At 33.3% G+C, this 12944-nt stretch carries 12 protein-coding genes and 1 pseudogene; 10 read left to right on the top strand and 3 right to left on the bottom strand.

Going from position 1 to position 12944, the window contains the following annotated elements:
* Positions 1-802, top strand: a pseudogene (locus LN736_RS15090) (BREX-1 system adenine-specific DNA-methyltransferase PglX); the annotation flags it as partial.
* A gap of 190 nt (positions 803-992) precedes the next feature.
* Positions 993-2783, top strand: a complete 1791-nt coding sequence (locus tag LN736_RS15085) for a sigma-70 family RNA polymerase sigma factor (RefSeq protein ID WP_229981889.1) — start codon at positions 993-995, stop codon at positions 2781-2783.
* A 96-nt stretch (positions 2784-2879) separates the two neighbouring features.
* Here the strand turns inward: LN736_RS15085 and LN736_RS15080 are convergent, their stop codons facing one another.
* Positions 2880-3494 carry a hypothetical protein gene (locus LN736_RS15080; protein WP_229981888.1) on the bottom strand — a complete coding sequence of 205 codons (615 nt, stop codon included), beginning with the start codon at positions 3492-3494 and terminating at the stop codon, positions 2880-2882.
* Positions 3495-3553: 59 nt separating this feature from the next.
* Entirely contained in the window at positions 3554-3718 is a 165-nt protein-coding gene (locus LN736_RS15075) for a hypothetical protein (RefSeq protein WP_179977419.1), read from the bottom strand.
* 275 nt (positions 3719-3993) lie between these two features.
* On the opposite strand from LN736_RS15075, the gene LN736_RS15070 reads away from it, so the two are divergent.
* The 7 genes from LN736_RS15070 to LN736_RS15040 all read left to right on the top strand — a co-directional run bounded on the left by LN736_RS15070 (position 3994) and on the right by LN736_RS15040 (position 11306).
* Positions 3994-5238: an HAD-IIA family hydrolase gene (locus LN736_RS15070; RefSeq protein ID WP_229981887.1), complete on the top strand. Its 1245-nt coding sequence runs from the start codon at positions 3994-3996 to the stop codon at positions 5236-5238.
* Positions 5239-5663: 425 nt separating this feature from the next.
* Positions 5664-6989, top strand: coding sequence for a purine-cytosine permease family protein (locus LN736_RS15065; protein WP_150358538.1), 1326 nt, complete (start codon positions 5664-5666; stop codon positions 6987-6989).
* A gap of 73 nt (positions 6990-7062) precedes the next feature.
* On the top strand, positions 7063-7800 hold the full coding sequence (locus tag LN736_RS15060; RefSeq protein ID WP_150358539.1) for an aspartate/glutamate racemase family protein: 738 nt from the start codon (positions 7063-7065) through the stop codon (positions 7798-7800).
* 34 nt (positions 7801-7834) lie between these two features.
* Positions 7835-8371, top strand: a complete 537-nt coding sequence (locus LN736_RS15055; RefSeq protein ID WP_179977416.1) for a nitroreductase family protein — start codon at positions 7835-7837, stop codon at positions 8369-8371.
* Positions 8368-8649: a DUF6092 family protein gene (locus LN736_RS15050; RefSeq protein WP_150358541.1), complete on the top strand. Its 282-nt coding sequence runs from the start codon at positions 8368-8370 to the stop codon at positions 8647-8649. The genes LN736_RS15055 and LN736_RS15050 overlap by 4 nt, the downstream gene beginning before the upstream one ends.
* A gap of 4 nt (positions 8650-8653) precedes the next feature.
* Complete coding sequence (locus LN736_RS15045; RefSeq protein WP_150358542.1) at positions 8654-9754, top strand: DUF917 domain-containing protein; 1101 nt, start codon at positions 8654-8656, stop codon at positions 9752-9754.
* Between the two features lies 1 nt (position 9755).
* The gene (locus tag LN736_RS15040; protein WP_229981886.1) at positions 9756-11306 is read left to right on the top strand and encodes a hydantoinase/oxoprolinase family protein; all 1551 of its coding nucleotides are present in this window, start codon (positions 9756-9758) and stop codon (positions 11304-11306) included.
* 213 nt (positions 11307-11519) lie between these two features.
* On the opposite strand, the gene LN736_RS15035 is transcribed toward LN736_RS15040, so the two are convergent.
* Positions 11520-12104, bottom strand: coding sequence for a helix-turn-helix domain-containing protein (locus LN736_RS15035; RefSeq protein WP_150358544.1), 585 nt, complete (start codon positions 12102-12104; stop codon positions 11520-11522).
* Positions 12105-12186: 82 nt separating this feature from the next.
* On the opposite strand from LN736_RS15035, the gene LN736_RS15030 reads away from it, so the two are divergent.
* On the top strand, positions 12187-12942 hold the full coding sequence (locus LN736_RS15030; protein WP_268253917.1) for a dipeptidase: 756 nt from the start codon (positions 12187-12189) through the stop codon (positions 12940-12942).
* Positions 12943-12944 lie beyond the last annotated feature (2 nt).

Here is a 12944-nt window from a genome sequence, read left to right as displayed (position 1 = left end):
CAGGTACTCCATCGATGTAGAAGGCCTTATATATGCGGGAGGGGAGTTCAGTTCTCATTTTAGGGTGAACAATTCACAGTCTGGAGGAGAAACCTGGCAGGTTAGAAAAATAGAGAGAGACAATGACGGAAATGTCATATCGGACTTTTGGACAGATGCCACCTTTGCTCCTGACAGGGACAATGTCATTCCCATTACGGAAGATGAGTATTTTGAAGATGACATAGTTTCAAGGTTTATCAGATTTGTAAAGATTGTGTACGGTGAAGATACCCTGGAGGAAAATCTGGATTTTATAGCCGATTCCATAGGGAGGAAATCTTCTGAAACGGCAAGGCAGTCGCTTAGGAGATATTTTGTCGGAGAATTTTACAGTGATCATGTAAAGAACTATAAGAAGAGACCTATTTACTGGCTCTTCGATTCCGGGAAAAGCAACGGATTCAAGGCGCTTATTTATATGCACAGGTACAGCGATCAGACTGTAGCCAAAGTCAGGACAGATTATCTGCATGTGCTTCAGAGAAAATATGAGACTGAAATTGAGAGACAGAGGCTTATAGTTGATTCGGAAGATTATTCATCAAAAGAGAGAAATTCTGCTAAGAAGAAAATATATAGGATAAAGAAGCAGATGGAAGAGTGCAGAGAATATGACCAGGCTGCGGCATATCTAGCAAATAAGAGAATACAAATTGATCTAGATGAAGGAGTTAAAGTAAACTATGCCAGATTTCAGGAAGTTGAAGTTATTGATTCCAGCGGGAAAAAAGTTGAAATGAATTTGCTGGCCAAAATATAATGTTGATTTCAGTGAATATTTTATATTGATTCCGGAAGATAAAAACATTGAATATATATTCAGAATGATACTAGCTTAGTGCATTGATTAAGCTAGTTTTTTATGTTTACAATCAAAGTACAAAATCTGATGTCAGAAAATCTATCATGGCTTCGTATTAAATTATGAAAGCTTCTTAAGGAGGAAAAATGTGAATATAGATGAAAATAATTTTGTGGAACAAATAAAAGAGAAAAATTCAAAAGCATTGGAATTTGCAGTGGACAAATATAGCAATCTGGTTTTTAAGGTGGTACGGACAGTGCTGAATTCCAAATTTCAGCTTCAACACTCAGAAGAATGTGTTAATGATGTATTCTGGGCTGTTTGGAACAATATATGGAGTTTTGATCCGGAAAAGGGGGAATTTAAATACTGGATAACTGCTATAGCAAAGTATAAGGCTATAGATTATAAAAGAAAACTTTTCAATGAAAGTACAAACGATAGTGTAGATAACTACGATTTCCAATGTGATATTAATACGGAACATACAATAATATCAAAAGAGAATAGAAAAGAGATTTTGAGAGCAATAAATGATATGAAAGATCTGGATAAGCAAATATTTATAAGAAGGTATTTTTTATGCGAAAATATAGAAAATATAGCAGAAAGCTATGGATTAAATAGAAGAATTAACAGAAAGAGAAATTTTAAATTTCTAAAATGTGCTTCAATTGCGGCAGCTATTAGTTTAATCAGTATTACAGGTATAGGCATGGTTTCTCCTGCTTTTGCCGAAAATATTCCAATTTTAAATTCTATAATTCAAACTCTAAATGATAGATTGGGTTCTCATGGAAACTATTCTAAATATTCTCAGCCCATAAATAAAAGTGTTACAAGCAATGGAGTAACTCTTACCATAAATGAGGCCATGGCCGATGGTTCAAAATTGATTATAGGTTATACTGTAAAAAGCAATAAAAAAATTGAAGGCCTGGAATCTTCAAGTCTATCTAGGTTTTTAAAAATAAATGGAAAATATATAGATGGTTCTACTGGCTCTGCCTCTGGAAATTATATTAACAGCTGCACTTACGTGGGAACTGAAGAAATTCATACTGATTTATTCAAGAATTCTTCTAATTTCAATGTGGATTTAAATATTGATGAACTATCCAATATAAGAGGTAAATGGAATTTTGAATTCAGTATATCTAAGGATGAACTGGTTAAGAATAGCCGTATATTTAAACCAGATAAGAAAATCGATTTGCCAGACAGCACTGCAAATATAGACAAAATAGTATTTTCCCCTATAGATACCTCTATTTTTGTAAGTGGAAATGTTAAAACAAAAAAATATATATCTGATTCATCCAATAATTCTTATAACAATGTATTCAACTACAATTACTGGATTGTTTTTGATGATAATGGAGTACAGCTTCTGCCTAAAGGCGGTGGTATTACTGGTGATTTTCCAGGGACTTTCTCTGCCGAGATGAATTATATGAGCGTAAAACGTATCCCGAAATATTTGACTGTTATTCCCTGCAATATTTATTCTACAGGTGCAGGAGGAACATATACAGACAAGAATGGTAAAAAAGTTTCATATAAGATGAAGGGGAATAAACCTGAAGAAATATACAGAGTCATAGATGGAAAATATCCCATAGAACTTCCCCAGGGCAGGATGGGTAAACTCATAATAAATGAAATTAAAACTGAAAGCAATTCAACTACAATTAGATTTACAGCCGTTGGAAAGGCTCCCTATTTTCAGGCAACCAACCTCTTTGTAAAAGACAATTCTGGAAAAGATCTCGCTCCTAAGAGGTATATTGACAGATTGGATGATAAACATCCCAATGAATTTACAATAGTATTTCCAGCACTGGATTCCAATAAGAAATATACTTTAAAAACGACTGATCTCAGCAATTTTGAGTTCAGAGAAGATCTAAAATTTAGAATAGATTTAAATGAGTGATTTAAGTCTGCATTCTGAGGTATCCATATGTTATTGCTGCCTCGCCGAGCAGCAATAACATGTGAAATTTTAAATTAAATATATTTATGGACAAAGCTATGAAGTATGCCTAAAATCTGTCAAACTCTTTATTATGGATTTTTCTTGTATTTTAGTAATTGTACCTTTGCTTACTAAACTATCCAATCTATTCCTGAAAAATTCAGTCATATTTTTTATGTGTTCTTTTCTACAGGAAATAAATAAATTTTGTACAGCATTTTTTTGCTCTTTATTTAAAGTTCCCTTAGTTACTAATTCATTCAACCCATTGTTAAAATAATTTTTGAAATTTTTTCCCTGTTTTCTGGAAGAGGAAAATAACTTTTGTATGGCTGATTTTTGCTTCTTGGTTATCGTACCATTTTTAACTAGAACATCTAATTTATTTTTAGAGCATTTATGTTTCTCTTTCATAAATTTTCGGAAATCATCATGTTTTATTGAATTCAGTACTATGTTTTCCTGATCTTTTGTTATTATACCATCTTTTACTAGTTTATCAAGACGAAATTTATAATCAGGATGTTTATGATTTTTATTGCTTTTCAAAACGGTCTGACTTGTTATGGGTACATTGTCGGGTGACAGGGCATGAACCATTACAGGGCTGATATTTAACAAAATTAAAGTAATTAACCCGGCAATTATTTTAGTAGTTCTTTTTGGCATTTTATCTACCTCCTCAAATTAAGTGATTGTTAGATTTAGGTGGAGCTTTCTCATGAAAATTACTGTTCAGAATGAGTATCCCTTCCACAAATCTGATATCCCTTTTTACTGCTGTAAACTTTCCAGCGTGTTTTTGATTCAAAGTCACTGTTACCTATAGGCTGAGTATTTTTACCTTTTTTTTGTTTTATATCCTTAGTTTTATCATGTATTGATTTTGACATAAAGACACCTCCATTCATTAACATAGCTTTTACTTAAGGGAGTTTTTTATTCGAAATTTCATGAAACGATCTGTAGGGTGTAAAAAATTAGTAGTAGAAAAAAATATCAAAAAAATTAGATGAAGAAGAAAATGACATGTGATGTCTATGATATAATTTAAAGGTAAAACCCGTTGATATTTTTCTAATATGAAATAAATACAGTATATACAATAGAAATGCTACTTTTATATAGTTGAAAACGTTACTGAATAAAATTAAAGGAGAGAGAGTACATGGCAGCTGATGAATTTGATGTATTTTTATTTGATCTAGATGGAGTTATCTATATAGAAGGCAATCCTCTTCCAGGGGCAGTAGAATGCCTTGAACTTCTTCGAAGAAATAGAAAAGCGATTAGATTTTTAACAAATAACCCCTGCACAACGCGGGAAAAAATGGTGAAACGTTTAAATAAAATTGGCATAGAGGCACATAGTGAAGAAGTAATTACAGCAAGTTGGGTTACAGCTCAATACTTGAAGAAGAAAAATATAAAGACTGTATTTGTCCTTGGAGATGAAAATTCAAAGTGGGAGTGTAAACAAGCCGGAATTTTAATTGATGATACGATGAGTGCAGAAGCAGTTGTAGTGGGCTGGGATGATAAATTGCGTCTTCGTGATATTAAAAAAGCAGTGCAATTAATTGATAATGGTGCAAAATTTATTGGGACAAACAATGATAGAAATTTTCCAGGTACAGAAGGCCTTTTACCGGCAGTTGGGGCAATTGTGAAAGCAGTTGAGGTAGCATCAGAAAAAAAGCCTGTAATTATAGGAAAACCCTATCCCTATATGTTTAAGAAAGCTCTTGAGGATTTAAAAGTACCTTCTAGGGCAGTAATGATAGGTGACAATTCATATAGCGATATCTTAGGAGCACATCAGATGGGAATACAAGCCATTCTAGTATCGAATAAAAAGACAAATAGCTTTCCATCTGCTAGGGATTTTCGTAATCCCGATGCTGTTATTTCAAATTTAAAGGGATTATTTGATGATAATTTAGCTGTGAAAAAGTGGGCTTCACCTTCTTTTCCCTGGCCTAATGATGGTGTTAAAGCAGGAGTTGCAGGCATCATATTTGACAGGCATAAAAAAGTTCTTCTGATGAAACGTGCGGATAATGGATTGTGGGGTATTCCTTCAGGACATGTTGAACCTGGAGAAACCGTAGAAGAAGCAATTATCAGAGAAATTATGGAGGAAACCGGTTTGAAAGTTAAGGTCAATAGATTAATTGGAGTTTATTCAAACCCCCTTTCACAAGTTTTTTCATATCCAAGTGGCAAGATAGACCATTTTATTACAACCTGTTTTGAATGTGAAGTTGTGGAGGGCAATTTAATTAAAAGTGGAGAAGAAACATTGGATGTAGATTATTTTGATTTTTACCGTTTACCAAAAAATCTTTTGCCCATGCACCCAATGTGGCTTAAAGATGCCCTGCAGAAAGAAAAAGTTTCATATATACGTTAGAATTTTTTATAATTGAATATGCCTGATCAATTATTTCCAAAATAAAAAATTGGTCCATTAGTTCTTGGTATATGTATAAAAAAGTTGAGAAACAATAATTCTCAACTTTTTTTATATATAAAGATATATTTGTTTTTATTAGTATAAGAAATAGCTTCATCAAATAGACAGTTTTATAATTTATATTTTAATTATTAACGATTTCAATAATAAAATAATCATTAAATTGATATTTAATAACAAATTTGATTAAATTATTGACAAATTGATAAATAGCTTTATAATATAAATTAATACCATATTCACTGTGAGTTAATTAACTACAGGTTAAATTATTATAATTATAATACCACAAAAAAACTAATTTAGGCACAATGTTATAAGTAATCAAATATTGAAATTATTAAAACAGGAGGAGGACAAATATGAGTAACAGAGAAACTAAAGATGATTATTCTCTAGAGCGTGTTCCAAAAACTGCAAAACAAAATTTTTGGCAGGTAACTGTAGTCAGATTAGGGGGCTTTGCTTGTGTATCACAGTTAATGCTTGGTGCATCATTGGGATATGGCATGACATTTAACAAAGCACTATTGTCAGTTTTGCTTGGAAGTGTAATTTTACAAATAGTTGGCGTTGCATTGGGAATTATAGCTGCTAGAGAAGGATTGTCAACAAGCTTATTGTCAAAGTGGTCAGGTTTTGGAAATTTAGGCTCTACAATAGTTGGATTGATTATAGCTATAGGATGTATAGGATGGTTTGGAGTACAAAATTCTGTATGTGCGGAAGGAATGTTTAATGCTACTAAGATTTTTAATGCTCAAATATGGGCAATTATTACCGGCCTTTCAATTGTTGCCATAGTAGTTTATGGATTTAAAATGTTGAGTTATACTGCTAATATTGCGCTTCCGTTATTTTTACTGGCTGTAGGAATAGCAACAGTTAAAATGTTAAGCAACACAAATATATCAACACTTTTAACTTCAACGCAGCCTGGCCCTTCTATGTCACTTTCAGTTGGAACTACTATGGTGGCAGGTGGTTTTATTGTTGGAGCAGTTATGACCCCTGATATATGTCGATTCCTTTCAAATAGTAAACAAGTATTCTGGATGATACTAATTAGCACATTTGTTGGAGAACTTAGTATGTGCATGATTGCAGTTCTAATGGCTCATGTTGTTAAATCCAGTGACATAATGACAATAATGTATTCTTTATCTGGATGGTTAGGTGTTGCAATTGTAATTTTCTCAACTGTAAAAATAAATGATATAAATTTATACTCTTCAAGTTTGGGCTTGACTACTGTACTTAGCACCATATTTAAGAAAAAATTTAATAGAAGTACTATAACTGTAGTAATTGGCATATTTGGTACTTTGTTATCTGCCATTGGAATAATGAATTATTTTGTCGCCTATCTGACATTTTTAGGTGTATTTGTACCTCCAATTGCAGGAATTATGGTAGTGGATTACTTTATATTAAAAAGGGATAGAACTGTTTTGGATGAAGCGAGACAAAATGGAAATTTGCCTGATTCTTGTGAATCATGGAATCCAATAACAATAATATCATGGCTATGTGCATTTATGGTAGGGTATTTTGTTAAGCAGGGAATTTCATCCTTAAATTCTATCATCACAGCTGTGGTAACATACTATGTTTTAATGAAAATTTATGCTGCTTTCAAAGGCCAGACTAATGCTAAATTTGCTCAGACAGATAAGTATATTGGTTAAATATTGAAATATATGCCGCAAGTCAGTAATTCTGGTTTGAAATTAGTGAAACGAAAGGAATGATTATACAAATATGAAAATCAAATATATAAGTCCTATTACAGATGAAGATTTCGAAAAAAAATCTATTGCTGAAGCACAAGGCTTTGCATCTTCTAAAGTACAAATTGATGTTGAAAGGGTTCCCTATGGAACAGAGTCAATTGAATGCTCTTTTGATGAAGCATTAGCTGCGCCTGGTATTATTAAAGTTGGATTGGACGCCGCTAAACAAGGGTATGATGGTATATTTGTCAGTTGTATGGGAGATCCTGGATTGGATGCATTACGTGAGCTGGTTGATATTCCTGTAGTTGGTCCATGTAGAACATCTATGTTATGTGCTGCAGATCTTTCAACTAGGTTTTCAGTAATTACTGTTACAGATGGTGTTGTTCCCATTATTGAGAGAATAGCTTATGATGCAGGAGTTGCAGCAAAGCTTGCATCAGTTAAGGCTGTTAACATTCCAGTTTTAGAATTAGGTGAGAAAGATCGCCTAATACAATCTTTATTTAAATTGGCAATTGAAGCTATAGAAAAATATAATGCACAACTTTTAATACTGGGCTGTACCGGTATGATAGGGGTTAGTGAAAAGTTAATGGGGTTATTGCATGATAAAAGATATGATGTACCTGTAATATATCCAGTATCTGTGTCGGTTAGATATCTGGAATCTTTAGTATTGCTCGGCTTAAGTCATAGCAGAATGTCATATCCGAGATCTCCAAAAAAATCACGTAGTATATGGAATATCCTAAATAAATAGCAATATTCGGATAAAAATATCTAGGAGGGAAAATATGGCGGATAGTACATTATTAAATATTATGAAAAAAAGGAGAAGCATCAGAGCATTCTCCAAAAAGGCTATTGCCAGATCTGAAGTTATGAAATTGCTTGAAGGGGCTGTTACAGCTCCCTCTGGCAGTAACATTCAGTCATGGCTGTTTGGAATTATAGATGATATAAAACAATTAAATAAGATCTTTCCTTTTAGCCCGGGATTAATTGGAAAACCACCATGTATAATCGTAGTTTGTTCTAATAGAAAGCTAGCATATGATAGGGGAGGAAAATTGGGAAGTGATGAGATGGCAATAATGGATGTTTCTATGGCATCGGAAAATATTATTCTTCTAGCCACAGAGAGAGGATGGGGAACATGCCCAGTCAAGTCTTTTAATGGTGAGGCGGTTAGAAAAATATTAAAACTTCCTGATTATATATCACCAGACTTGATAATAAGTATTGGATATCCTCAAAATGAGCCTAAATCGCCTCCCAAAAAAAAGTTAGAAGATGTTGTTTTCTATAACAAGTGGGAGGAAAAAATATGAGTGAAAAGCTGATTCAATTACTTGCTTATATTGTTTCAAGTGCAGTTGGGTGTATAGATGAACCTAAAATATATGGCTCACTTAGACTTATTGATACGGCTCAAAAGATAATTGAACTATTTGATGAATTGGATCTTGTCAAGGATAAAAAATTAGTTGAAATAGCCAACATTATAAATAGAGAAAAATTGTTGTGTATGAGTGACAATACAGCATTTGAACAGATGCTTAATGATGTATCAAATAAATTAGTTCAATTGATAGATGAAAGGGAGTAAAGGTATGAGAAAAATAGGCGTCAAGGAAATTGAAGATATAGCGGCAGGAGCTGCAGTGTATGGTACAGGAGGCGGTGGAGACCCATATGTTGGTAAACTTATGGCTATCGATGCCATTAAGACTCATGGAGAAGTCACAATGCTTGATGTAGATGAAGTGCCAGATGATGCAATTGTTGTACCAACTAATATGATGGGAGCGCCAACTATTTTAATTGAGAAAATTCCTAATGGCAAAGAAGCCATAAATGCTTTTTCACTTTTAAAAGATTATCTTGGCAAAGAAATTTTTGCTACAATACCATTTGAGGCGGGGGGACTCAATTCTATGATACCTTTTGCAGTAGCAGCAACATTGGGAATGCCCATTGTGGATGGAGACGGGATGGGAAGGGCTTTTCCGGAAATTCAAATGGTAACTTTTAGCCTTGGCGGAGTAAAATCAACTCCTCTGGTAGTGTGTGATGAAAAGGGAAATGCCACAATGTTTAATACTGTAAGCAATAAGTGGAGTGAAACTTTAGCTAGGGCTGTAACTGTAGCATCGGGTGGATCGACAATGATGGCAAGCTACACTATGACTGGATCTCAAGTTAAAAAAACTTCAATTAGGGGAATTGTAACTAAAACTGAAGAAGTTGGACGTGCAATAAGAATAGCAAAAAATAAAAATACAAATCCTGTTGATGCAGTGCTTAAGGTAAGTGGAGGATTTGAATTATTCAAAGGCAAGGTATGTGACATATTGAGAAAAACAGACGGTGGATTTGTACGTGGAGAAAGTAAAATGACGGGCATCGACGAGTATAAGGGGAAATCCATTAAAATAGAGTTCCAAAATGAAAATTTAATAGTACAAACTAATGAGGGAGAAATACTGGCTACGGCTCCAGATCTTATTGTGGTACTTGATATTGAAACAGGACATGCTATAACAACAGAAACTCTTAGATATGGAAATAGAGGAATAGTAATTTGTATACCTTGCGATGAAAAATGGAGGACCAAAGATGGAATTAAGACTGTAGGGCCAAGATATTTTGGTTACGATGTAGACTATGTTCCTATTGAGCAGAGAATTAAAAGCAGAATGGGGGAATTTTAAAATGAAGTATAGAATTGGTATAGATGTTGGTGGAACTAATACAGATGCAGTAATTCTTGATGAAAATCTGACACCTGTGGTAAAAACAAAAACCCCAACTACTTTGGATGTAAGTTCAGGGATATATAAGGCACTTTTGGAAGTTTTGAAAATGAGTAGTGTACCGAGAGAAGATATAAAATATGCCATGCTTGGAACTACGCACTGTACCAATGCAATTGTCGAACGCAAAAGATTGAATAAGGTTGGTATCATAAGAATTGGATACCCTGCTACAACTGCAATAAAACCAATGACAGGATGGCCTGAGGAGCTTAAAGAAGCGATAGGTAACTTTAGCTACATAGTTAAAGGTGGATTTGAATTTAATGGAAATGAAATTTCAACACTTGATAAAAAATACTTGAGAAAAATAGCCAGTGAAATAAAGGGAAAAGTTAATTCTATAGAAATTACGTCTGTATTTTCACCTGTGTCAAATCAGCATGAAATTAAGGCAGCAGAAATTTTTAAAGAAGAGATGCCGGATGTACCAGTGTCACTGTCATCCGAAATAGGCAGTATAGGATTTTTAGAACGTGAAAATGCAAATATATTGAATGCATCATTAGTTGATGTGGCAAAAACTACAGTGAAAGGATTCATAAAAGCACTTAAAAATGAAAATATAGATTGTCAAGTTTATATTGGACAAAATGATGGTACACTTATGTCAGTAGATTATGCCATGAAATACCCTATATTTACTATTGCTTGTGGACCGACTAATAGTCTTAGGGGAGCTTCTTATCTTGCAAAACAAAAAAATGCACTAGTTGTTGATGTAGGAGGTACGACTACAGATATTGGCGTACTTGTAAATGGATTTCCAAGAGAATCTTCTACTGCAGTTGAAATAGGTGGTGTAAGGACAAATTTCCGTATGCCGGATCTTGTATCTATAGGTCTCGGTGGAGGAACTGTTATACGAAAAAGTGGTAATAAAGTTTCAATTGGGCCTGATAGCGTTGGATATAAACTTACAGAAAAGGCCATGTGTTTCGGGGGAGATACACTTACTGCTTCGGATATAGCAACTTTACTTGGAGTGGCTAAAATAGGTCATGATAAAAAAATAAATGGTGTTCACTTAAATATGGCAGAAGAAGTATATAAAAGGATGATAATTATGGCAGAATCAGCAATTGATAGGATAAAAACAAATGCAAATGATATGAAGGTTGTATTGGTAGGAGGAGGAAGTGTACTTCTTCCAGATAAATTATCAGGGGCATTAGAAGTTATAAGACCTGATTATTTTGATGTGGCGAACGCCATTGGGGCAGCAATAGCTCAAATAAGTGGACAAGTTGAGAAAATATTTATGTTGGATAAAATTGGACGTGAAGAGGCTATTAAGGAAGCCAAAAATATGGCGATTGAACAGGCAATTAAAGCAGGGGCTGATCCTGAATCTATAGAAATTGTAGATATTGATGACGTACCGCTGGCATATATTCCGGGAAATGCAACTAGAATAAGAGTAAAAGCAGCAGGAAATCTTCTGAAATAAATACAGGGGAATTCCGCAAATAATTTAAATTAATTTCCAGCAGCAATTATATGCAACTACAATCCAGTTACGTATAATTGTTGTAACTGGATTTACCCACGTGATTTCCTTTTATTTCCTGACAATGTGACGAGAGATTGCTGTATTGATATATTTTTTGTATGTGACAGTACAACAGGAGATACTATGTATTATTGGTATCGTTTAGCCTTTTTATAGAAAATAATCATTTTTTGTATAACTTAAATTAACAGATATTTCTTCTCCACAATTTAAAATATTATGAGGTGTATTTTTCTTTATTAATATACTGTCACCTTCTTCAAGTTCATATACAGAATCTCCTGCATAAACTTTTACTTTTCCTTTTAGTACAATAATACTTTCATCAGCCTTATGAGTAATCATTTTTTCAGAACTCCAGCAACCTAAATCTAATTTGTAATATAGCCCAATTATTTCAGGTTTAACTTTTGAATCCATTGAATTTGGCGTTAACAATTCATATTCTGCAGTGATTCCTGGTAATACTAGTTTATCTCTGCTATTTTTATGTATAACAACGCATCTATTATCAGTGCTATTTTCACTGGAATGTATATTGTTATCTTCCATAAAGAAAAATATTATAGGAACTTCAAGACATTCAGCAATTTTCCTTAAAGAATTAAGTGAGGGCTTTTTTAATCCTCTTTCTAATTGTGAAAGAAAGCTTGCTGTATATCCTGTCATTTGACACATATCAGCTAGTGTATATCCTTTTTTTAATCTAAGCTTTTTAAATATTTCCGGATTCAAAGCATAACTCCCCTTTTAATTAATATTTTACAGCTGCCCTTTTATAAGTGTATACTTTCCTATTAAAAAAATCAATAAACTTATGCTTTGTAAAAATTTTAATGATGTAATGAGTGCAATTAAAAATAAAAAATTAGGTATTATTTTATCTTTTGAGGGGGTAGAGCCTTTATACAATGGTCTTAATCTTTTAAAAATTTTCTACAAACTCGGCGTAAGAGGGTTAGGACTTAGCTGGAGTAGAAGAAATTATGCAGCAGATGGGTGTCACTATACAGACGTTCCTGAAGGCCATAAAGGAGGTTTGACCGATTTTGGATTTAACCTCATAAAGGAAGCAGAAAAATTAGGGATGCTTATAGACGTAAGCCATTTGAATGATGAAGGATTTGATGATGTACTTAAATTTACAAAAAATCCATTTATCGCATCACATTCTAATAGTAGAGCTTTATCTAATATAAAAAGAAACCTTACAGATTTTCAAATAAAGGCGATTGCAAACAGAGGTGGCATAATATGTGTTAATGCATCCAGTATTATGGTAGCCGATAATGATGAAGATTCAAATGCTGAATATTTAGCAAAACACATTGATTATATTGTTAATTTGGCAGGGATAGATCATGTTGGTTTCGGATTTGATTTCTGCGATCGTTTTGAAGAAAGTGGACAAATATATAGCAACTCTAGAATATCATTTGATGTTATAAAAGGGCATGGAGAAGTAAATAAGGTATTAAAAATACTTTCAAATCGTGGTTACAACAGTAAAGATATTGAGAAAATAGGTTGTGAAAATTATCTTCGGGTGTTAGATAATGTCATAAATAAGTAGAT

Source organism: Clostridium aromativorans, assembly GCF_020908015.1.
GTDB classification, from domain to species: Bacteria; Bacillota; Clostridia; order Clostridiales; family Clostridiaceae; genus Clostridium_B; species Clostridium_B aromativorans.
Note: the sequence above shows the minus strand (reverse complement) of the source record. Positions and strands in the feature narration are given on the sequence as shown.